This window comes from Proteus sp. G2674 (assembly GCF_009915195.1).
Classification (GTDB): domain Bacteria; phylum Pseudomonadota; class Gammaproteobacteria; order Enterobacterales; family Enterobacteriaceae; genus Proteus; species Proteus mirabilis.
In genome coordinates, this window is the sequence record NZ_JAABLS010000042.1 from 49,661 (window position 1) to 73,570 (window position 23,910).

Annotated in this window: 16 protein-coding genes and 4 tRNA genes; 9 read left to right on the plus strand and 11 right to left on the minus strand. The window is 38.5% G+C overall.

All coding sequences use genetic code 11. The features are described from left to right. Window positions 1-9: 9 nt before the first annotated feature. The 5 genes from trpS to GWI58_RS17000 form a co-directional block, all read right to left on the minus strand. Window positions 10-1,029 carry a tryptophan--tRNA ligase gene (gene trpS / locus GWI58_RS16980; RefSeq protein ID WP_110229091.1) on the minus strand — a complete coding sequence of 340 codons (1,020 nt, stop codon included), beginning with the start codon at window positions 1,027-1,029 and terminating at the stop codon, window positions 10-12. 316 nt (window positions 1,030-1,345) lie between these two features. Next, window positions 1,346-1,421: transfer RNA gene (locus tag GWI58_RS16985), tRNA-Thr, on the minus strand. Window positions 1,422-1,427: 6 nt separating this feature from the next. Further along, window positions 1,428-1,515, minus strand: a tRNA-Ser gene (locus tag GWI58_RS16990). A 249-nt stretch (window positions 1,516-1,764) separates the two neighbouring features. Further along, window positions 1,765-1,840 (minus strand) — tRNA-Thr (locus GWI58_RS16995). A 6-nt stretch (window positions 1,841-1,846) separates the two neighbouring features. Next, window positions 1,847-1,934, minus strand: a tRNA-Ser gene (locus tag GWI58_RS17000). A 203-nt stretch (window positions 1,935-2,137) separates the two neighbouring features. On the opposite strand from GWI58_RS17000, the gene rcsD reads away from it, so the two are divergent. Together rcsD and rcsB are read left to right on the plus strand one after the other, a co-directional pair. After that, complete coding sequence (gene rcsD / locus GWI58_RS17005) at window positions 2,138-4,831, plus strand: phosphotransferase RcsD (protein WP_004243645.1); 2,694 nt, start codon at window positions 2,138-2,140, stop codon at window positions 4,829-4,831. 17 nt (window positions 4,832-4,848) lie between these two features. Next, on the plus strand, window positions 4,849-5,505 hold the full coding sequence (rcsB, locus tag GWI58_RS17010; protein WP_004243646.1) for a response regulator transcription factor RcsB: 657 nt from the start codon (window positions 4,849-4,851) through the stop codon (window positions 5,503-5,505). Between the two features lie 247 nt (window positions 5,506-5,752). On the opposite strand, the gene rcsC is transcribed toward rcsB, so the two are convergent. Together rcsC and gyrA are read right to left on the minus strand one after the other, a co-directional pair. After that, window positions 5,753-8,581 (minus strand): two-component system sensor histidine kinase RcsC, encoded by a 2,829-nt coding sequence (gene rcsC, locus GWI58_RS17015; protein WP_110229090.1) that lies wholly within the window; start codon window positions 8,579-8,581, stop codon window positions 5,753-5,755. Between the two features lie 200 nt (window positions 8,582-8,781). Beyond that, window positions 8,782-11,415 (minus strand): DNA topoisomerase (ATP-hydrolyzing) subunit A, encoded by a 2,634-nt coding sequence (gene gyrA, locus GWI58_RS17020; RefSeq protein WP_004248375.1) that lies wholly within the window; start codon window positions 11,413-11,415, stop codon window positions 8,782-8,784. A 184-nt stretch (window positions 11,416-11,599) separates the two neighbouring features. Between gyrA and ubiG the strand changes: the two genes are divergently transcribed. From ubiG to tyrP, 6 genes are all read left to right on the plus strand, one after another. Beyond that, complete coding sequence (gene ubiG / locus GWI58_RS17025; RefSeq protein WP_004243650.1) at window positions 11,600-12,337, plus strand: bifunctional 2-polyprenyl-6-hydroxyphenol methylase/3-demethylubiquinol 3-O-methyltransferase UbiG; 738 nt, start codon at window positions 11,600-11,602, stop codon at window positions 12,335-12,337. Window positions 12,338-12,698: 361 nt separating this feature from the next. Then, window positions 12,699-14,990 carry a class 1a ribonucleoside-diphosphate reductase subunit alpha gene (nrdA, locus tag GWI58_RS17030; RefSeq protein WP_004243653.1) on the plus strand — a complete coding sequence of 764 codons (2,292 nt, stop codon included), beginning with the start codon at window positions 12,699-12,701 and terminating at the stop codon, window positions 14,988-14,990. An 11-nt stretch (window positions 14,991-15,001) separates the two neighbouring features. Further along, window positions 15,002-16,132 (plus strand): class Ia ribonucleoside-diphosphate reductase subunit beta, encoded by a 1,131-nt coding sequence (gene nrdB, locus GWI58_RS17035; RefSeq protein ID WP_004248376.1) that lies wholly within the window; start codon window positions 15,002-15,004, stop codon window positions 16,130-16,132. Between the two features lie 24 nt (window positions 16,133-16,156). Beyond that, window positions 16,157-16,435 (plus strand): class I ribonucleotide reductase maintenance protein YfaE, encoded by a 279-nt coding sequence (gene yfaE, locus GWI58_RS17040; RefSeq protein WP_004248377.1) that lies wholly within the window; start codon window positions 16,157-16,159, stop codon window positions 16,433-16,435. Between the two features lie 107 nt (window positions 16,436-16,542). Next, the gene (locus GWI58_RS17045; RefSeq protein WP_004243656.1) at window positions 16,543-16,776 is read left to right on the plus strand and encodes a YgdI/YgdR family lipoprotein; all 234 of its coding nucleotides are present in this window, start codon (window positions 16,543-16,545) and stop codon (window positions 16,774-16,776) included. A gap of 191 nt (window positions 16,777-16,967) precedes the next feature. Next, on the plus strand, window positions 16,968-18,179 hold the full coding sequence (tyrP, locus tag GWI58_RS17050) for a tyrosine transporter TyrP (protein WP_004248379.1): 1,212 nt from the start codon (window positions 16,968-16,970) through the stop codon (window positions 18,177-18,179). Between the two features lie 104 nt (window positions 18,180-18,283). Here tyrP and GWI58_RS17055 read toward each other — a convergent pair whose 3' ends face one another. Further along, window positions 18,284-18,826, minus strand: a complete 543-nt coding sequence (locus GWI58_RS17055) for a YfaZ family outer membrane protein (RefSeq protein ID WP_094960009.1) — start codon at window positions 18,824-18,826, stop codon at window positions 18,284-18,286. 282 nt (window positions 18,827-19,108) lie between these two features. On the opposite strand from GWI58_RS17055, the gene GWI58_RS17060 reads away from it, so the two are divergent. Further along, a complete protein-coding gene (locus tag GWI58_RS17060) occupies window positions 19,109-20,563 on the plus strand; it encodes a catalase (protein WP_004248382.1) in 1,455 nt (484 codons plus the stop codon). A gap of 95 nt (window positions 20,564-20,658) precedes the next feature. Here GWI58_RS17060 and menE read toward each other — a convergent pair whose 3' ends face one another. From menE to menB, 3 genes are read right to left on the minus strand one after another with little or no spacing between them, the layout of a single operon-like run. Then, window positions 20,659-22,083, minus strand: a complete 1,425-nt coding sequence (gene menE / locus GWI58_RS17065) for an o-succinylbenzoate--CoA ligase (protein WP_094960011.1) — start codon at window positions 22,081-22,083, stop codon at window positions 20,659-20,661. Then, the gene (menC, locus tag GWI58_RS17070; protein WP_094960012.1) at window positions 22,071-23,042 is read right to left on the minus strand and encodes an o-succinylbenzoate synthase; all 972 of its coding nucleotides are present in this window, start codon (window positions 23,040-23,042) and stop codon (window positions 22,071-22,073) included. The genes menE and menC overlap by 13 nt, the downstream gene beginning before the upstream one ends. Beyond that, entirely contained in the window at window positions 23,042-23,899 is an 858-nt protein-coding gene (gene menB / locus GWI58_RS17075; RefSeq protein ID WP_004243669.1) for a 1,4-dihydroxy-2-naphthoyl-CoA synthase, read from the minus strand. The genes menC and menB overlap by 1 nt, the downstream gene beginning before the upstream one ends. Window positions 23,900-23,910: the final 11 nt, after the last annotated feature.

Sequence of the window (23,910 nt, forward strand, 5' to 3'; positions counted from 1 at the left end):
TACAATAGCTCACAAGATCAATAATCCTAGACCACGTTTTACTTCATCAAGCTTTTGTTGAGTCACTTCTTTCGCTTTATCGCTCCCTTCTTTGATCACTTGTAATAAATAAGCTTTATCATTAATAAGTTGCGCTCTTTTTTCACGTATCGGTTGCAGAAGCTCTTGTAAGATATCATTAAGCATAGCTTTGCATTTCATATCACCAAGTCCTCCTCTTTGGTAATGAGCCTTCATTGCTGTCACCATGGCTTTGTCTTGGCAAAAAGCATCTAAATAGGTGAACACCACATTACCTTCAATATGACCTGGTGATGCAACATCAATATGTTGCGGATCGGTATACATCGAATAAACCGCTTTTTTAATTTCATCGGCTGTGGATGATAAATTAATCGTATTACCTAAGGATTTAGACATTTTCCCACTACCATCTGTACCAGGTAAACGACCGACTTGCCCTACCACGACCTTACAGCTTGTCAATACTGGTTGTCCTATTAAGCTATTTATTTTGGTGACGATTTCATTGGTTTGCTCAATCATAGGCAATTGATCTTCTCCTGCGGGCACAATATCTGCACTAAATGCAGTAATATCCGCCGCTTGACTGACAGGATAGGTTAAAAATCCCGCCGGCAATGAACGAGAAAGATTTTTTTGCAAAATCTCATGTTTTACTGTTGGATTACGCTCTAAGCGAGATACTGTGACAATATTTAAATACAGCATAGTCAGTTCTGATAAAGCCGGTAGTGCGGATTGTAAGCATAATGTGGAAAGTTTCGGATCAATACCAACAGCTAAATAATCAGCCACCACATCAAAAAGAAATTTACTGACCTTTTCAGGTGTTGAGCCATTATCGGTTAACCCTTGCATATCAGCCATTAAGATATATTGTGTCGCTTTATTCTGAAATTCGACACGTTGCTGAAGAGAACCAATATAATGACCAAGATGTAAAGGTCCAGTGATCCGATCCCCTGTTAAAACTATCGATTTATTTTCAGTGAGGTGTTTGTTCATTGCATTTCCTTAGTTGGGATAAATACCGCCAGAGAAATGCCATAAACAACATCACCGCGCTCTGGCGGCAATAGTGTTATTTATATAAATAAAAGATAAATAGGACTAGGTGCCGCTTAAATAAAGCGCCACCAATTTTGAATTGATCTTAATGAGCGAGGTCTTGTATTCACAATCTTTCCTTATTAACTTATTTAGTTGTATAGCAGTTTTATCTATAAGTCAATCAAGAAAAATTATCCTAAGATCATCATTATCCCAACAAGTGAATACAAGAAAAAACCCGTTACCTCTTACGAGATAACGGGTTCTTATATGGTGCCGGCTACCGGAGTCGAACTGGTGACCTACTGATTACAAGTCAGTTGCTCTACCAACTGAGCTAAGCCGGCGAATTCTGGCGGAAGGATAGAGATTCGAACTCTAGGATGGTTTCCCATCGGCGGTTTTCAAGACCGCTGCCTTCAGCCACTCGGCCATCCTTCCATGGCGCGCAATTATGCCTATCTCTGAGCTTGCTGTCTAGTCCTGATGATAAAAAAAATGTTTTTTTTGTTTGTTTGCTTAAACTTCAGTCGAATTTTGCCTAAAAAACGATAACTTATTAATTTAGTGGTTAAATTTTGTGAGTTTTTGCTTTGTGATGATGGTGCTTTACAGATAAAAGCGATGAATAAAGGCGAGAAAAAGGTAAGAAAAAACCCGCTATCTCTTACGAGATAACGGGCTCTTATATGGTGCCGGCTACCGGAGTCGAACTGGTGACCTACTGATTACAAGTCAGTTGCTCTACCAACTGAGCTAAGCCGGCGAATTCTGGCGGAAGGATAGAGATTCGAACTCTAGGATGGTTTCCCATCGGCGGTTTTCAAGACCGCTGCCTTCAGCCACTCGGCCATCCTTCCATAGCGCGAAATTATGCCTATCTCTGAGCTTGCTGTCTAGCATTCAGCGTAAAAAAAATGACTTTTTTTGTTTATTTGCTCAAACTTCACCCGAATATCCCTTTTAAAGTAATAACCTGTTAATATAATGACTTAATACTGATGGTTGTTTAGCCAATTTTTTCTTTTTTATTGACTTAATTTCTTAAAGGCTCGCAAACTGAATGCGTACACTGACCCAATTAAAGCCAAATACATTAACTCGCTTATATGCTCTGTTTCTTCTGTTTATGGCCATATCCCTTTTTCTATATGCTTATAGCTATTTTGATACTTGGCTAGAAAGTAAAAAAAATGCCATTAACAACACGACTAATAAGTTTGCATCTCAAGTTGAAGATTACCGCTATCACGCTAACCAACTATTCCAGTTATCAAACAAAATTAATGATCCAACCCTCTTTCTGCCTTTAAAAATCAATCCGGTCAAACTACGCTCTGATGTTTATTGGCTTGAAGGACGCGATCAGACCGTTGACGCAATTGTTTTTGGTAAATCGAATGAACAAACCTTTCAGTTAGCCGGTTATTTTGCAAACGCGTTAGAAATTATTTGGGGGGTACGTAATAACTATAGCTCTCTCTATTATCTTAATGGTAAAGGCAATGATCTTATCCTTATTACTACCCACTCAATACTAAAACCAGAATTGCGCTATAAAGAAAGCTATTTAACACTAACGGCTGAAAACAAACGTTCTGAGCTATTAATGCAATCAACGGCATTAGATGAAAAAGAGAGCCTTTCTCCCATTAGGAAAATGCCGACAGAAAATATTTATTACTATACCTACCGCACCATGTTTAATGTGCCAGGGCAACTGACCAGTGTTATTGCCTTTGATTTACCCATAAATAATTTTCTACCTGCTGAGCTATCACCTCAATATTTAAGATTATTACCCACAGGACAGCAGAGTGTTTATGATAAAAACAATATTGAGGTATCAACGGATGGGACTTCACTCATCTTCTCACAGCCCATTGCAGGAATACCCTACTCTTTATCTTATGAGTATCCACTAAAATCGATTTTCAATGAGATTGTGTATAAAAATATCTGGTTACTTATCAGCCTACTCATTTTTATCTCGATTTCAGTGTTTGGCCATATCTATATTCGTAATAAATATGTATTCCCTTATATTTCGATGACGCGTAATCTTCGCATCAAAGAAGAGATGACTAACGATATCATTTCTAATCTTCCTATTGGTCTATTGGTGTATAATTTTTCATCAAACCACAAAATTATTAGTAATAGCCACGCAGAGAAACTATTACCTCATATCGATTTATCTAAGATCCGCCAGATGGCGATTGAACATAATGGTTTAATCCAAACGGCCATTGATAACGAAATTTATGAGATCCGCACGAGTAGCAACAGCAATATCGATAATACTGCTCTATTCATTTTTCTGAATAAAGACAACGAAGCATTAATCAATAAGAAATTGCAGCTAGCACAACAAGAATATGAAAAAAATACGATTGCACGCCGCAAGATCTTATCCAATATGTCGTTAGAACTCATACGACCAATTAAAGATATTAATGAGATGGTATATCAATTTAAAGATCTACTTCCTAACGATACTCACCAACAATTACTGAGTCTGCTATTAGAAAAAACGAATTATATTTCTGAGTGGATAGAAAACATTACGCTAATTAATAAGTTAGAAAATCAAGAATGGAAAATACATCAAGATGAATTTGAACTTTCAACGCTAGTTGAATCTATTCTAATAACCGCATCACCATTTATGATAAGAAAGGGATTAACACTTTATTTCCATAATAATATTAAACCTAGTTTACTTTTATTTAATGATGGCCCAGCATTAAGTAAGATTATTTTATCATTGATTAATTATGCCATTAGTACGACTAATTATGGAAAAATAACCGTCAATCTAAATTTAGAAAAAAATAATGATAAAGAAGAAATAGTAATTGATATTATTGATAGTGGCAGTGGGTTAACAGCGCAAGATCTGGCTAATATTAAATATCCATTTTTAGGTCAAGCTATGGGTGATAAATATTATTCCAACTCGGGTATTATTTTTTATTTATGTCATTTGTTGTGTAACAAAATACAAGGCACTTTGACCATTACAAGCCAAGAAAGTATTGGCTCTCATTTCCGTATCGTACTTCCATACCAGCATATAGATACAGAAGAGCGCTCTTTTGACATATTATTAGAGGGTATAACTGCAAAACTCGCCATAAAAAACCCTGAAATAGAAAAAATAATCTGCCAACAGCTTGATAAATATGGCGCTACATACTTTGATAAAAATAAAGAGAATCTTTACTCAGAATACGATATCATACTTAGAGACACTCCGGATAATAATCCTGAATCAGCAACAGTATTATTAGTTAGCTCTATTACCGGATTTGAAAAAATAGCAAGAAATTTAATAAAGTGTAACTATAACTTCGGTGATCCATTAATTGAGGCTATTACTTATTTGATTGAAGAAAATGAACAACTTTCTCTTGAAACAACTCAAACGAGTATTCGCAATGAGAATAATAACCTTGATCATCACGAAGTAATTCTTAATAATTATAGGAAGAAGTTGAATGATAGTGATTATAAGGAACTATTTATCAATACTGTTCCCATTGATGTTGAAAAACTACACTTAGAAGCAACTAATAAAGACTTTCATTCTCTAGCTCAGACAGCTCATCGTCTGAAAGGGGTTTTTGCTATGTTAGATTTAGAATATCTCAGAGAGAACTGCGAATATTTAGAAGATGACATAAAAAATCATAATGAATTAGAGATAAAAGAACGTATCAATCAACTGGATAAATGGATCCGACAGTTGCTGTAGCAAGGTAACAATTAAACATGAATAACCTTAATATTATTATTGCCGATGATCATCCAATTGTTTTATTCGGCATTCGTAAATCTTTAGAACAAATTGAATGGGTTAATGTTGTTGGTGAATTTGAAGATTCCACTTCACTTATCAATAACTTATCTAAATTAAATGCAGATGCTCTTATCACCGACCTATCTATGCCTGGTGATAAATATGGTGATGGTATTACGTTGATAAAGTACATCAAAAGACATTATCCTAATTTGTCTATTATTGTACTCACTATGAACAATAACCCAGCTATCTTAAGTGCTGTTCTTGACCTTGAAATCGAAGGTATTGTATTAAAACAAGGTGCACCTGCTGATCTACCTAAAGCACTTGCAGCATTGCAAAAAGGCAAGAAATTTATGCCTGAAAGCGTGGCTAAACTGTTAGAAAAAGTGAATGCCAATGGTTATGGTGATAAACGCCTATCCCCCAAAGAGAGTGAAGTGTTGCGCTTATTTGCCGAAGGTTTCCTTGTCACTGAGATTGCTAAAAAACTCAATCGTAGTATCAAGACTATCAGTAGTCAGAAAAAATCAGCCATGATGAAGCTCGGTGTCGACAATGATATCGCTCTGCTTAACTACCTATCATCAGTCACTATTGATAAGGAAATTAACGGAGAAAGCTAACCCGTTAACTTTTCTTCTCTATGCTGTATAGATAAAATCAGGAAGCTCATACCCATTGTGGGAGCTTCTCTGCTTTTTTATTACTTTTTATTCGCCATCACATCGTTGGCAACAAAAAAATGTTTTCCTCTCTTCCCCTATCATCCTAAGCCGGCAACCTAGCAACAATATTTATCACTGTAATATCGAAATTTTTCAATCAGATCTACCATGAAAAAACCTCGCTTTTCCGAGATTAATCGTTGGATTATGCCACATAGGTGAGTAATACGTCTTTTAATACAGTAAGAGAGACTGGCTTGGAGACACAATCATTCATTCCCGCATCAATACAACGTTGTTTTTCTTCGGCAATCGCATTTGCTGTAACGCCAATAATAGGAATAGTGCGATTCAATTCACGCACTGTTGTCGCTAATTGATAGCCATTCATATTTGGCATATTGACATCGGTTAAAATAATATCGACATGATTTTCTTGCATAAAGGCTAAAGCATCACAACCATCTTCTGCCGTTGCGGTATTAAAACCAATTTTTTTCAGTTGATCGGTCAACAATAAACGATTGATAGGGTGATCATCAACAATGAGTACTGTCAATAATTGTAGATCGTGATCCGTCATTAACGCATTATTCTCTGAGTCATCAGACTCTAATTTTGTTTGTGGTAATTGTAGGATAATCTTAATTAATTCATTTAATTTATATGTACTACATAACCAATTATTCTCAGAGATTTTCTTTGCAGGCTCAAAATAGTGTTCATAAATACGGATAAATTGGCAAGAGTTATCTAAACATTCATCATGATCGGTGATAATAAAATCATTCTCAGATACCTGAGTCACTTCCGTGAATAATTGACAATGTAAGCCTACATAACTTAGATATCGTTCAACAAAGCTTTCTAGATAGAGATTTTTAATACTGATAAAGCAGCGAATAGTACTCTCTTTATAGAGATTATATTTGGTTTGTCCATCACTCGAATTTAGTGCGCCATATAAAGGGATCCGCACAGTAAAACGACTACCTACATTTTCTTGAGAAACAACACTGATATCACCATCCATCAAGTTAATCAGTTTTTCACAAATCGCTAATCCTAATCCTGTACCTTCTGAAGCACTTTCTGTATTTTGCGAGACCTGAAAGAAGGGTTCAAAAAGCTGATGAAGCATTTTTTCATTTATCCCTCTGCCGGTATCATGAATATCGAAATAGAGATAATATTCATCTCGATACAAGTGCAAAGTAATACATCCTGTCGTAGTAAATTTAATACTATTATTTAGTAGATTAGAGATAACTTGTTGGACACGAACCGGATCGTTATTAACGATTTTAGGTACATCCGGCTCAATAAAGCAGTAAATAGCTAAATCTTTTTTAGCAATTAACGGCAAATAGTTAGAGATAACAAAAGAGACAACTTGGCGACAATTGAATGGCTTAACGTCAATTTTTAATTGTTTCGATTCTATCTTCGAGAAATCGAGGATATCGCTGATAATTTTGAGTAGCAGCGATGAAGAGTTATCCATTGTTTTTAATAATCTGGCAGTCTCTTCATTTTGCGTCAATGATTGTAATAATTCTAAGTTACCAATAATGCCATACAGTGGTGTACGCAGCTCATGGCTGACTGTCGCTAAGAACATTGATTTAGCTTGGTTTGCTTGTTCTGCGGCCGTTGCCATATTTTGTAGAGAGCGTTCCATTTTAACACGAGCGCTGATATCTACTAATACGCAAATCGCCACATCTTCATTTTGATAACGTGAATTCACAAAACTAATTTGCAAATGATTATGATTATTAGTGACCACATCCACTATATTGCTACTTTTTTCAGCAATAATAGAGAGAATATTTTGTTTATCACTATGGCTTAATAAGCGAAAATAATTATGGGCGAGCTCATTACTTAAAATAATCATGCCATCGCGTATTCTTAAGATACTTATTCCTACTGGGGCTGACGCGACTATTTTATGATTAAACTGCTCATGCTCCTCTAAGCGTGAAGCATTATTTTCTGCAGGTGAAAATATTTTTCGCTCAAAAATCCAAACGAAAATAAAGATAACAATCGCCGAAATGATATTTAAAATAATGGCATTAAAAATAGTAAACTTAAATTCATTTAAAATTTGTTTTAATGGTAGTGAATAGACCACACTAAAAGAAGAAGGAAGTAGCTTACGTTTTGCAACTAAATCACTAAAATCATCATCAAAACCAAAGTAAGGAGCACTAACATCCGGTACATCCCTTACACTGCGATAATTATTCTCTTCAGGATAACTTAAGACTGGATTATTTTTATTGTTTAAAAGATGAATAGAGATAACGCGATCTTTCGTAGGTGAAAAATACTCCAATCGGATCGCCCTTTCAATACCAATGAGTGCAATAAATTTCCCTGACGCATAAACTGGCGACATGACATAGAGGATACCGCTATCCCCCTTGGCATCAGGTACTATCCAGTATTGATTACTCTCTTTCCCTTGAGCTCGTTGATTAATGTAATTACGTGTATTTTCGTAAACCATTTTTTTCAACAGTTCAGTATCAATAGGTGATGCACGCAATGGGAAATTAATCATACACATACTATGAGAGCCAACCATAAATACTTGGTTGATACCTTGTAAAGCAGGGGTATTATCTTTCCAGTAATACAGAATACTATTAAATGATCGAAAATAATTGTTTGTTTGCCCTTTGAATAATTCACAATCGGCACTTTCACTTAATTTATGAAGTGAAAAAGGCCCTTCATAAAAAAAAGAATTATTCATCTTAGGGTTTAAATTGAGTTGCTCTTGATGCCGCTCTGCTAAATATTGCAAATCGCGGATAGTACTCGAGGTTTGGCGAAAGAAGCCCAATAAATCGGTATAGTTATTACTATATTCTTGTCGGATATCTGATTTAGTATCATTAAAGATGTTGATGAGATAAAACATGGTTAATAATGCGCCCATTGCCCACAACATGATACCCAGTGCACGAAAAAGGTAGCGGGAAATTTTTAATGACGTTTTAAATGACGAAAGATATCGCAAATAACCACCCTAATCGGTAATACAGATAATCAACTTTCTCATTCTAACAGAAGTTACTCTAGGTCTGAATGAGATGATCTTTATCATCAGGATAATTTTTTCTGATGACTGATAAAATTTTTTGACTAATAAATGCTTATAATATAAAAAAGCAGGCATTCCGCCTGCTTTTTTTGCTTTAAGTTACTGAAAAATAGCTATTATTCTTCTTCACTATCCGCATCATCTGTTGGTTCAGACTCTGGAACATCAGAGATATTGTCGCTGATCATTTCATCAACTTCATCATCATCTAATGCATCATCTTCATCTTCAACACGTTGTAAGCCAACGACTAGCTCGTCTTCTGTAGTACGGATCAAGGTAACACCTTGTGTATTACGTCCCACAATGCTGACTTCCGATACTCGGGTACGCACTAACGTTCCGGCATTGGTGATCATCATAATCTGGTCAGTTTCTTCAACTTGAATAGCACCTACCACTTTACCATTACGCTCACTCACTTTAATCGAGATAACGCCTTGTGTTGCACGATTTTTGGTTGGGTATTCACTTTGAACGGTACGTTTACCATAACCGTTTTCAGTCACTGTTAAGATATCACCTTCGCCACGAGGAATGATCAGTGAAACCACTTTATCATCATCAACCAGTTTCATACCACGAACACCTGTCGCAGTACGACCCATTGGGCGAACACACTCTTCTGCGAAACGAACCACTTTACCATCTGCTGAGAACAGCATGGCTTCATTACTACCGTCGGTTAAATCAACACCGATAAGCTCATCGCCATCATTTAAATTAACCGCGATAATACCAGCACTACGAGGACGACTGAAGTCTTGTAATGGTGTCTTTTTAACCGTACCGCTCGCCGTTGCCATAAAGACAAATTTACCTTCTTCATACTCTCTTACTGGAAGAATAGCGGTGATCCGCTCATCTTGTTCTAGAGGTAATAAATTGATAATTGGGCGACCACGAGCACCGCGGCTCGCTTCTGGTAACTGATAAACTTTCATCCAGTACAGGCGACCACGACTTGAGAAACACAAAATAGTATCGTGTGTATTAGCCACCAGTAGGCGATCGATAAAGTCTTCTTCTTTGATCCTTGCGGCTGACTTACCTTTTCCTCCACGACGTTGCGCTTCATAATCAGTCAATGGCTGATATTTAACGTAACCTTGGTGAGATAGTGTCACAACCACATTTTCTTCATTAATCAGATCTTCGATATTAATATCAGCGGTATTTTCAGTGATTTCAGTACGACGAGGATCGTTATATTGTGTTTTAATTGCTGTTAGCTCTTCACGAATAACGTCCATTAAACGCTCGGGGCTTCTCAAAATATGCAATAATTCAGCAATTTGTAGCAGTAATTCACGATATTCATCTAGCAGTTTTTCATGCTCAAGTCCGGTTAGTTTCTGCAAACGCAGATCTAAAATGGCTTGTGCTTGTTGTTCTGTTAGATAGTATTTACCGTCATGCACACCAAATTGTGGCTCTAACCACTCAGGGCGAGCAACATTGCTATCACCAGCACGCTCTAACATCGCAGACACGCTACCGAGATCCCAAGGTTGGGCAATTAATGCTGCTTTCGCTTCTGCTGGGGTTGGTGCTTGACGAATTAATTCAATCACAGGATCGATATTGGCCAAAGCGACCGCAAGTGCTTCTAAGATATGAGCACGATCACGCGCTTTACGTAATTCAAAAATGGTACGACGAGTCACCACTTCACGACGATGGCGAATAAAGGCTGCGATAATTTCTTTTAGGTTCAATAATTTTGGTTGGCCTTGATGAAGCGCAACCATATTAATACCAAAAGAGACTTGCATTTGAGTTTGTGAAAAGAGGTGATTTAATACTACTTCACCGACTGCATCACGTTTGATCTCAACAACAATACGCATACCGTCTTTATCAGACTCGTCACGTAATCCGCTGATACCTTCAATACGTTTATCTTTTACAAGCTCCGCAATTTTTTCAATTAAACGGGCTTTATTCACCTGATAAGGAATTTCTGTCACGATAATGGTTTCGCGACCCGTTTTCTCATCAGTTTCAATATCAGCCTGAGCACGGATATAAATCTTTCCACGCCCTGTACGATAAGCATCTAATATTCCTCTGCGACCATTAATAATCGCAGCAGTCGGAAAATCAGGCCCGGTAATATATTCCATTAATTCTTCTATGGTGATGTCTTCATTATCAACATAGGCAAGACAACCGTCGATAACTTCACCGAGGTTATGCGGAGGGATATTCGTTGCCATCCCAACGGCAATACCTGAAGAGCCATTAACTAACAAGTTTGGAATACGGGTTGGCATAACAGCCGGTATATTTTCTGTTCCATCATAGTTAGGAACAAAGTCGACCGTCTCTTTTTCCAAATCCGCCAGCAGTTCATGGGCGATCTTCGCCATACGAACTTCGGTATAACGCATAGCCGCCGCGGAGTCACCATCAACTGACCCGAAGTTACCCTGACCGTCAACCAACATGTAGCGCATAGAAAAAGGCTGTGCTAAACGAACAATCGTTTCATAGACAGCACTGTCACCGTGCGGGTGATATTTACCGATTACATCCCCAACAACACGGGCTGATTTTTTATAAGGTTTATTCCAATCGTTTCCCAGTACATTCATCGCAAATAGCACTCGGCGGTGTACTGGCTTCAGTCCGTCTCGAACATCGGGTAATGCGCGTCCTACAATAACGGACATCGCATAATCCAAATATGAGCTTTTCAGCTCTTCTTCGATATTAACTGGTGTGATTTCTCTGGCAATGTCGCTCATGGAGCCACTGTCCCTCATACTACGGATTCAAAGGTGTAGAACTATACCACAAATCGCCAATTTTAGGAAAACTGAAACAATGAAATTAATCACTCTTTCGCGATTCTCTTCGATTTAGCTTCGATTTCGCTCTCTAACATTGGTAGAATCATCGGTAATATGAAAATAGGAGTAATACTTTCTGATGAATGATAAAACAACCTCTTTGCATGCTAACGTAGATCAGCATGAAATCGACAAATTTGAGAGTGTCGCATCAAGATGGTGGGATCTTGAAGGTGAATTTAAACCCCTACATCGCATCAATCCACTAAGACTTAATTATATCCAAGAACGTGCTGATGGCTTATTTGGTAAAAAAGTACTCGATGTTGGGTGTGGTGGCGGTATTTTATCTGAAAGTATGGCCCGTGTTGGTGCAGAAGTAACCGGACTTGATATGGGTAAAGAGCCATTAGAAGTCGCACGTCTCCACTCACTGGAAACCGGTATCCCTGTCACCTATATACAAGATACGGTTGAAAACCATGCCGCAGAATATCCACAACGCTATGATGTGGTCACTTGTATGGAAATGTTAGAACACGTTCCAGACCCTTCCTCCATTGTAAGATCATGTGCCAAACTTGTGAAACCAGGTGGACATGTATTCTTTTCTACCATCAACCGTAATAAAAAAGCGTGGTTTATGCTGGTGGTAGGCGCGGAGTATATTCTGAATATGGTTCCTAAAGGCACCCATGATGCGAATAAATTTATTCGTCCTTCAGAATTATTAAGCTGGGTCGATGAAACCAATTTACGTAGCAAAAATATGATTGGGTTACATTACAATCCTATTACAGACAAATTCCGATTAGCGCCAAATGTTGATGTTAATTACATGGTGCACACTCAAGCGACCGATAATTCGGATTTGTGAAATAGAGAGATTGATTTGGTTTAATAAAACATCAAACGATCACATTTTTAAAAATTGACTTTGCCTCTTTTTAGCGTCGTTTTAAGTTTCTGACTGCCTGTATTTATGCAGGGTACAGGCAGTTGTTAAAAAAATTATCCCCTATTTATCCACAGAAACATTCAGATTTGTACACTTGATCAATCCCTCAATTACCATTATCTTGTTATCACCATTTGAACAAACCCCTATATATTGTGTTTCCTTAAATTTCACACCACAAGACTCCTTGGCAATGTTTGTCATCGGGAGCGCTTTTTTGCGGTATAAAATTTCAGGTTGCCCATTTATAGGTCATTAAAGCCAGAAAGGTGCATCGCTCATGAATCACAGCCTGCTCGTCACAAAACGTGATGGTCATAAAGAACGCATTGACTTAGACAAAATTCACCGTGTTATTACTTGGGCCGCTGAAGGTCTAGAAAATGTCTCTGTTTCTCAAGTTGAGTTACGTTCTCAGATTCAGTTTTATGATGGTATCAAAACTGCCGATATCCATGAAACACTGGTTAAAGCTGCTGCAGACTTAATATCTGGTGAAACACCTGATTATCAGTATCTTGCTGCTCGTCTTGCTGTCTTTAATTTACGTAAAAAAGCCTATGGTCAATTTGAGCCACCGGCATTGTATGATCACGTTAAACATTTAGTTGAACTCGGTAAATATGACCGTCATCTTCTTGAAGATTACACCAAAGAAGAGTTCGAACAGATGGATAAGTTTATTGTTCATCAACGTGATATGAATTTCTCTTATGCAGCAGTGAAACAGCTAGAAGGTAAATATTTTGTTCAAAACCGTATTACTGGTGATATTTACGAAAGTGCACAATTTCTCTATGTGTTAGTTGCCGCTTGCCTATTTTCGCGTTATCCAAAAGAGACGCGTATGGATTATATTGAGCGCTTTTATAACGCGGTATCCACATTTAAAATTTCACTCCCAACACCTATTATGGCGGGTGTAAGAACTCCGACACGTCAATTTAGCTCCTGTGTTCTGATTGAGTGTGATGATAGCCTTGATTCTATCAATGCGACCTCAAGTGCTATTGTTAAATATGTATCTCAACGTGCAGGTATTGGGATTAATGCCGGTCGTATTCGTGCATTAGGTAGTGCTATTCGTAATGGTGAAGCATTCCACACCGGTTGTATCCCATTCTATAAGCACTTCCAAACTGCGGTAAAATCTTGTTCACAAGGTGGGGTACGTGGTGGTGCTGCAACGCTATTTTATCCTTTATGGCATTTAGAAGTTGAAAGCCTACTGGTATTAAAAAATAACCGTGGTGTTGAAGATAACCGTGTACGCCATCTCGATTATGGTGTGCAGTTAAACAAATTAATGTATGAACGTTTAATCAAAGGTCAGGATATTACATTATTTAGCCCGTCTGATGTGCCGGGTCTCTATGATGCATTCTTTGCTGATCAAGACGAATTTGAACGTTTATATGTACAATATGAGAAAGATAAGAGTATTCGCCAAAAACAAGTTAAAGCGGTTGAATTATTCTCACTCATGATGCAAGAGCGTGCCTCTACAGGTCGTATCTATATTCAAAACGTTGACCACTGTAATACACACAGTCCGTTTGATCCGGCGATTGCACCTATCCGTCAATCAAACTTATGTTTAGAAATAGCACTACCAACCAAACCATTAAATGATATTAAAGATCCAAATGGTGAAATTGCCCTGTGTACACTTTCGGCCTTTAATCTTGGGGCGATTGAAAATCTAGACGATTTAGAAGAGCTAGCACGTTTAGCCGTTCGCGCGTTAGATGCTTTGTTAGATTACCAAGATTATCCAATTTTAGCAGCTAAACAAGGTGCTATGGGTCGTCGTACACTGGGTATTGGTGTGATCAACTTTGCTTATTATCTGGCTAAACACGGTGTTCGCTACTCAGATGGTAGTGCAAACAACTTAACACACCGTGCCTTTGAAGCTATTCAATACTATTTATTAAAAGCATCAAATGAATTAGCAAAAGAGCAAGGGGCATGCCCATGGTTTAATGAAACCACCTATGCAGAAGGTATCTTACCTATTGATACTTATAAAAAATCATTAGATGTACTGACTAATGAACCTCTGCATTATGACTGGGAAAGCTTACGCAAAGAGATCAAACAATACGGTTTACGTAACTCAACGCTCTCTGCATTGATGCCATCAGAAACATCATCACAAATATCAAATGCAACCAATGGTATCGAGCCACCTCGTGGTTATATCAGTATTAAAGCTTCTAAAGATGGCATCTTACGTCAAGTGGTTCCAGAGTATGAGCGCCTAAAAGGGGCTTATGAATTACTGTGGCAAATGCCAAGTATCGAAGGTTATTTGCAGTTAGTCGGTATTATGCAAAAGTTTGTCGACCAAGCGATTTCTGCCAACACTAACTACGATCCTACTCGTTTCCCTAGTGGTAAGGTTCCTATGAACCAGCTGCTAAAAGATTTGCTGCTCGCCTATAAATATGGTGTGAAAACACTCTATTATCACAATACCCGTGATGGTGCAGAAGATGTACAAGGTGATCTGGAAGAAGTCGTTGAAACGGCAGATTCAGATTGTGAAGGCGGCGCGTGTAAAATTTAATTGAGGAAGCTATGTCTTATACCACTTTTTCACAAGTTAGAAATGATCAGCTTCAGGAGCCCATGTTTTTTGGGCAACCTGTTAACGTAGCGCGTTATGATCAGCAAAAGTACCCTATTTTTGAAAAACTAATTGAAAAGCAACTCTCTTTCTTCTGGCGTCCAGAAGAAGTTGATGTTTCTCGTGATCGTATTGACTACAATGCGCTTCCCGATCACGAAAAACACATTTTTATTAGTAATTTAAAATATCAAACTCTGCTTGATTCGATCCAAGGTAGAAGCCCTAACGTGGCATTTTTACCTTTAATTTCGATTCCAGAATTAGAAACTTGGGTAGAAACATGGTCGTTCTCTGAAACCATTCATTCACGCTCTTATACCCATATTATTCGTAATATCGTCAACGATCCGTCGGTTGTTTTTGATGATATTGTTGAAAATGAAGAGATTTTAAAACGTGCTCGTGATATCTCATCTTATTATGATGAGTTAATCAATTTAACTAACCTTTACCATATGTTTGGTGAAGGTACGCATCAAATAAAAGGTAAAACTGTTGAAGTTACTTTACGTAAGCTCAAAAAACAGCTTTACCTATGCTTAATGAGTGTTAATGCTTTAGAAGCGATTCGTTTCTATGTCAGCTTTGCCTGTTCATTTGCCTTTGCTGAGCGCGAACTGATGGAAGGTAACGCTAAAATCATTAAATTGATTGCCCGTGATGAAGCATTACACTTAACTGGCACACAGCATATGCTCAATTTACTGCGTTCAGGTCAAGATGATCCTGAAATGGCCGAAATTGCCGCAGAATGCGAACAAGAATGTTATGACCTATTTGTTGAAGCAGCAGAGCAAGAAAAAGAGTGGGCAGAATACCTATTCTCAGAAGGCTCTATGATCGGTTTAAATAAAGAGATCCTTTGCCAATATGTTGAATATATTACTAATATTCGTATGCAGGCAGTAGGACTTAAATTGCCGTTTAAAGCACGTTCAAACCCTATTCCATGGATTAATGCTTGGTTAGTATCTGATAATGTGCAAGTTGCACCACAAGAAGTTGAAGTAAGCTCATATCTAGTCGGTCAAATCGACTCACAAGTAGATACTGATGATTTAAGTAACTTCGAACTGTAAAACAGAGAACTAGCGCTATACATTATGGCATCTCATAAAGTGACCCTGCACCAGCAGGGTCTATCAACCGCACTAGAATTTAGCTCTGAAACGCATCCTTCCTTGTTGGATACGTTAGAGCGCAGCAAAATTCAAATCGAATATCAATGCCGAGAAGGTTATTGTGGCTCTTGCCGATTACGCTTAGTAAAAGGCAAAGTATGTTATCGCAATGAGCCCTTGGCATTTATTCAAGCTGATGAAATTTTACCTTGTAGCTGTCACCCTGTGAGTGATATCGAAATCGAGATCTGCACAAAGTAAAACCATTGACTATAATGATCACTGTTTTCTTATATTGTTCTTTTTCTAACACAAATGCGTATTTTTAACTAAAGTTAAATAACAGAGTTATAAAAAGGATCGTTACTATGAAACTAAAAACTATTTTACCGATTTGTGCCGCCTCTTTCTCTTTACTACTATTAGCAGGTTGTTCATCTCCACAAAAAATTGAAACCGTCGATGGACAAACCATTTTGACCACAGATAAACCTCAAGAAGATGAGTCTACCGGATTAATTATTTATAAAGATGCTGAAACCGGTGCAATCAAACAAATTAATCGTGATCAAATAAGAAGAATGGTTGAGCTTGATGATTAATTAATCTTTTTTTTGTCATTCAACAACCAAAGACATGATAAATAGCGCCAACAAAATGTTGGCGTTTTTTTATATCCTCTTTATTTTGTAAACAAAACATTACACCTATCGTAATTAAAATTTGACAGAAATTTACCATTCTTATACCCTACTTTTAACTAGGTAAAATAGTTTGGAAAAACGAGGACTTTGTGAAAAATCGCACTATAGGCAGTGTATTTATTGTTGCAGGAACAACAATTGGTGCAGGAATGTTGGCAATGCCACTTGCTGCTGTGGGTATTGGCTTTAGTACCATGGTGTTATTGCTGGTGGGCTTATGGCTATTAATGAGTTACACCGCGCTTTTATTAGTGGAAGTCTATCAATACAACGATCCCCATACAGGCCTTGGCTCTATTGCGAAACGTTATCTGGGTATTGGAGGACAAGTCGTTACAGGTTTAGCTTTGCTACTTCTTATGTATGCTTTAACAACGGCTTATATCAGTGGTGCGGGTGAATTATTAGCTTCGACTTTATCTTCTTGGATTGGTCATAAGATAACCATCACACAAGGTATCATTATATTTACAGTTATTGGTGGTGCGGTAGTCGGTATTGGTACCACTTCTGTGGATATGATTAACCGCTTACTCTTTACAGCAAAAGTTATTTTCTTAATTTTTATGCTGGTAGTCATGTTACCCCATGTGGAAAAAGTCAACTTAACCTCTATGCCTATCGCTCAGGGACTCGTTCTTTCTGCGATCCCGGTTATTTTTACCTCTTTTGGTTTCCACGGTAGTGTACCCAGTATTGTCAGTTACATGGATGGCAATATCAAAAAACTACGCCTCATATTTATCGTAGGTAGCGCAATCCCTCTTATTGCTTATATTTTATGGCAATTAGCAACATTAGGAGCTATTCCCACCACCACCTTTATGGGGATTTTAGCCCAAGAATCTGGCTTAAATGGCCTACTCACCGCCATCCGTGATGTGGTTGCTACACCGCGAGTCAATATTGCTGTCAACCTTTTCGCAGCCCTTGCACTCGCCACCTCTTTCTTAGGCGTAGCATTAGGATTATTTGATTATCTAGCTGATTTGTTTAAACGCAGTAATCGCGCATCTGGTCGTTTTCAATCTGGTTTATTAACCTTTGTTCCACCGCTATTCTGTGCGTTATTTTTCCCTAACTTTGTGCAAGCCTTAGCCTATGCCGCAATTGCTTTATCTATTCTCGCACTATTATTACCGGCACTACTGGTATGGAAAGTAAGACAGCAAAAGCAGACTACAGAGCATTATAAAGTTAAAGGCGGTAAGCCAGCCTTAGCTATTGTATTTATCTGCGGGTTAGTAGTGATTGGTATTCAAATAGCGATTACCTTTAATATATTGCCACAAGTGGGTTAATCACAATTAGCTGATAAAAATCAAATAAAAAGCAGGTGTTAATTGTAACACCTGCTAAAAATAAATAACTAAACGGGAAAAACCTAATGTTCCCGTTATTGATATTAGAAACTTAAACCAGCTCCTACATAGAAACCATCAGCAAGTTTATTGTTACTGTGATTATGCGCGTTTTCAATTTCAATCACCCGATAACCCGCATTAACATGAAGTGGTTTAAATACCGTGTATTTAGCACCAACATCAGCTTCATAATAGGATTTACTTCCTGAGGTTAATCCTTCCGGCGAAGCGTAAGCTTCACCATAAACACTCAGTGAAGGTAAAACACGCCAATTAAGTCCAACACCACCAGCTAATGCCGCGCCGTCATCACCATTTTTGGGAGAGAGGTAAAGTGCTTTACCACCAATGCTTGCTGAGAATGGGCCAAGAGGTAACGCAAATTTTGCACCTAAACTACCTAATTGACCATCGTGATCACTACGTGCCCAATTACCGTTAAAAGAAAGTCCAGAATCGGCATCACCTAAACCTGCTTGTACATCGGTATAATGTTTACCCGCTTGCACATTCATCGATATGGCATTGGCATTAGCAGAAATAAGTAATGCGCTCATTGCTCCTAATAATAAAAACTTTTTCATTATGATTACCCCAGCAAATAATTTTCCTAACTTATAATTATACAGCAAATTTATTAAACAATTTTACTGAGAATTGAAAGTCAATGTTTAGATTTTTCAATCTATGTAAATAAGTTACATCTATCAATACTATCGGTCTAATGGGTTTTATTAATAATTTTAATCTTGCTAAAGTGGAATTACAGTAAAAATTAACCATAATAAATATAAGGCTGTTCGCTTCGTTTTATTCACCCATGCTATTTTTTAATGTTCACTATTCCACAAATTGGAGAAGATGTGATGGAAAAGAAAAAGCTCACAACGGCGGCTGGTGCACCAGTTGTAGATAATAATAATGTAATAACAGCAGGACCTCGTGGCCCAATGTTACTACAAGATGTCTGGTTTTTAGAAAAACTCGCCCATTTTGATCGTGAAGTTATTCCTGAAAGACGTATGCACGCAAAAGGCTCTGGTGCCTTTGGTACATTTACTGTCACTCACGATATTACGAAATATACTCGAGCTAAAATATTCTCTGAAGTGGGTAAAAAAACAGAAATGTTTGCTCGTTTTTCAACAGTGGCGGGTGAACGTGGTGCAGCTGATGCTGAGCGCGATATTCGTGGATTTGCCTTAAAATTTTATACAGAAGAAGGTAACTGGGATATGGTGGGTAATAATACTCCTGTATTCTATCTACGTGATCCACTTAAATTCCCTGATCTTAACCATATCGTAAAACGTGACCCTCGCACTAATATGCGTAATATGGCTTATAAATGGGATTTCTTTTCTCATTTACCAGAATCTCTACACCAATTAACTATCGATATGAGCGATCGTGGTTTACCTTTAAGCTATCGCTTTGTGCATGGTTTTGGTAGCCATACTTATAGCTTTATCAATAAAGATAATGAACGTTTCTGGGTTAAATTCCATTTCCGTTGCCAACAAGGCATCAAGAACTTAATGGATGATGAAGCGGAAGCTCTAGTAGGTAAAGATAGAGAAAGCTCTCAGCGTGATCTTTTTGAAGCCATTGAACGTGGTGATTATCCGCGTTGGAAGTTACAAATTCAGATCATGCCAGAAAAAGAGGCATCAACCGTGCCTTATAACCCATTTGATTTAACCAAAGTTTGGCCACATGCTGATTATCCACTCATGGATGTCGGTTACTTTGAGTTAAACCGTAATCCAGATAACTACTTCTCTGATGTTGAACAAGCTGCATTTAGCCCTGCGAATATTGTTCCAGGTATTAGTTTCTCCCCAGATAAGATGTTACAAGGTCGTCTATTCTCTTATGGTGATGCGCATCGTTACCGTTTAGGCGTTAATCATCATCAAATCCCTGTTAATGCACCAAAATGCCCATTCCATAATTATCATCGTGATGGTGCTATGCGTGTTGATGGTAATAGTGGTAATGGTATTACTTATGAGCCAAATAGTGGCGGTGTGTTCCAAGAGCAACCTGACTTTAAAGAGCCACCACTTTCTATTGAAGGTGCAGCCGATCACTGGAACCATCGTGAAGATGAAGATTATTTCAGCCAACCTCGTGCACTGTATGAGCTATTAAGCGATGACGAGCATCAACGTATGTTTGCGCGTATTGCGGGCGAATTATCACAAGCAAGTAAAGAAACACAACAACGTCAAATCGACTTATTTACCAAAGTTCATCCTGAATATGGCGCTGGCGTTGAAAAAGCGATTAAAGTGTTAGAAGGAAAAGACGCTAAATAACCTGATAACAAGAAGCTCTGTGAGCAACTCGGCAAAATAATAAGGCGCCTGTAGTTTGGGCGCCTTTCTTAAAGTCGTTCGATAAAATCGCAATATCAATTTACTTGTTGCCCTTTCACCCACTGTTGCACTTGTTTACGAGAGATTTTGATCCCCCCATTCTTTAGCTGTTCTGGTAATAGTAAACAAGCGATGGGACGTTGAAAGCCTGCTAAACGCGTATGATACCATTGTGGTAATTGATTAATTGTCTCAATATCAGTATCAACAACAGCAACGGGACGTTGACCAAATTCAATATCGTCAATCGGGACAATAAATGTTTGGCGAACATTAGGGTGACTATTTAGCACTTTTTCAATATCTTCTGGCTGGATACCTTCACCCGCACTAAAAAACAGATTATCTAATCGCCCTAAAATGCACCATTCCTCTTCTTTAAAACAACCTCTATCCCGTGTTGCATACCAATCATCCTGAGTCTGTGATAACGGCTTTAATTGACCATCAAACCAATATCCTAATGCAACACTATCAGATTTGATCTGGATTTCATTATCCACTAATCTGACCGCTTTACCCTTTAATGGCGTACCAACTCCCGCTTTACCATCTGCGCGTTTTGCACAAACAGTAGAGGCCATTTCAGTCATGCCATAACCACACCAACACTGAATACCTTTACTTTCCGCACATTGGGTTAATTCAGTTGGGATCATCGCTCCCCCTAATAAAACCGCTTTTAATGTGATGGGCGGCGAACTATCCTGTTGTGTATTTTGTAATAAACGCCAAAGTTGCGTTGGCACTAAAGAAGCATGAGTACAGCCTTGCAAAGCAGCAATAAAGGGGTGCATATTACGCACTACCAAGGTAGCGCCTCGTAATAACCAACGCCAAAGAATGCCTTGCCCAGATACATGAAAGAGAGGTAAAGACAATAACCAACTGTCGCTTTTTTCAAAGGGTATCAATTCAAGAACACCTTCTGCACTACAAAGATGAGCTTGAAAAGTATGCACAGCGGCTTTAGGTAGACCTGATGATCCAGAGGTTAAGATCAGTGTTGCCATACGAGAAGATGCCCATGCGACACCTGCCATGTTATTTTTATCTTGATGTGATTTATTATTGAATTCGACACCAGAAAGATCGAGTAACCTCGCATCTAACTCAAGTATTGATCCACTTAAATCAGCATAAAAATCGATATTTAAATGGGGTAATAAATCATCAAGTAGAGACTTAGGGAGCTGAGGATCTAACGGTAATACTTTTGCACCGCATTGAAAAACAGCAAGTAGCGTAAAAACAACATGGATATGATTTTTACCACGTAGCAACACGGTACTTTGAGTATTAACACCCTGTTTCGCTAAATGGTTCGCCAATTGATTAATATGACAACTTAATTGTTGCCATGTTATAGGTGAATCACCGGATATGATGGCCGTTTCATTTGGGTTAAGCTGCGCCCAGTGATGCCACGGCCATTGTATAAAATTAACTACTGTTGCCATACTATCTTAAGCTGTTCAAGCGTGATAAGCGGAATATCTACATCTGGCCAACAACGAATAAGTTGTTGTTTGATAAGATCAACGGTATCTAAACCGGGAATAGAATCTGGCGTTAACCACTGAGCCACTCTTGCCAGTTGTGTCAATCCAAAGCTACTTTCAATACTCGAGCTAATAATCGCCTCTAGACCTAAAGCATGTGCTTGTTCAACGATAGATTGGCAACGAGCAAGACTTCCTACTAGCGTAGGCTTGATAACAATCGCCGTAACACCCTCTTGAGCTTTCACTTCAAAACCTTCATCACGCACAGTCTCATCCCAAGCAATATTGATACCTGTTGCTTGTGAAAAGGCGAGTGACTCTTCTGGGGTTTTGCATGGCTCTTCTAAAAATGCAATGCGGTCGCGCCATTGTGGGTTCACGTACTTGGCAAAACCTTCTGCTTTAGCTGGCGTCCAACTGCGATTGGCATCAAGCCTTAGTTTTAAGTCGGGGATTGCCTCTAGTAATAAGTTGACGACAATACCATCTCGTACAGCTTCATACAGACCGACCTTAACTTTAGCAACTTTCTCCCCGCTCATTTCATTAAGACTTAAAATTAAGTCATCAGGATCACCGTTGCATAAAGGTGCGGCACGATAATTGGCTTCTTCTGGTAAAGTGCCTTCAAGCTCTGCTAATGCGCAACTAATACCAAAAGCGACACTTGGCAATTCACTGTCAGTAGGATTTTCACCTAGACACCAAGCTGCTAGCCAAGATTGTGCGGCATCTTGTGCTTGTTCTAACGTTTCATGGCTAAACTCAGGAAGAGGTGAAATTTCACCCCAACCTTGTTTGCCATTTTGCTCTAAACAGACAAGAAAACCATCACGCGTTTTTAATCTTTGGTAGCGCAGAACAACACCTGCCTCCATTGGCAGGCTGAATGAATAGAGTTTGGCGTTTCGCATTATGGGTTACGTTTAAATTTAGTGAAATCAGGATGACGTTTTTCATTAAAAGCATTACGTCCTTCTTGACCTTCATCTGTCATATAAAACAGCATGGTTGCATTACCAGCCAATTCTTGCAGACCCGCTTGACCATCACAGTCAGCATTTAATGCTGCTTTCAAGCAACGTAATGCCATTGGGCTATTTTCTAGCATTTCACGACACCAACGTACCGTTTCTTTTTCAAGAGAAGCATAAGGAACAACGGTATTTACCAGTCCCATATCTAATGCTTCTTGCGCATTATATTGGCGGCATAAGAACCAGATTTCGCGAGCTTTCTTCTGCCCGACAATACGTGCCATATAAGAAGCACCCCATCCACCATCAAATGAGCCTACTTTAGGACCAGTTTGACCAAAAATGGCATTGTCTGCGGCAATGGTTAAATCACACATCATATGTAAGACATGACCACCACCAATGGAGTAGCCAGCCACCATAGCAACAACGGGTTTTGGACAAGTACGAATTTGGCGTTGGAAATCTAATACGTTTAAGTGGTGAGTGCCACTTTCATCACGGTATCCACCGTAGTCACCACGGATCTTTTGGTCACCACCGGCACAAAACGCTTTTTCGCCAGCACCAGTAAGAATAATAGTACCAATTGAGTCATCGTAACGTGCATCGGCTAATGCTTGGATCATCTCTTTCACAGTCAAAGGACGGAAAGCATTACGCACTTGCGGGCGGTTAATCGTAATTTTGGCAATGCCATCGACAGATTTGTGGTAGAGGATATCTTCAAAACCTTCAGAACAATCCTGCCATTCAATCGGTGCATATAGCTTTTCTTCGCTCGGGTAAAGCATAATTAGGTTCC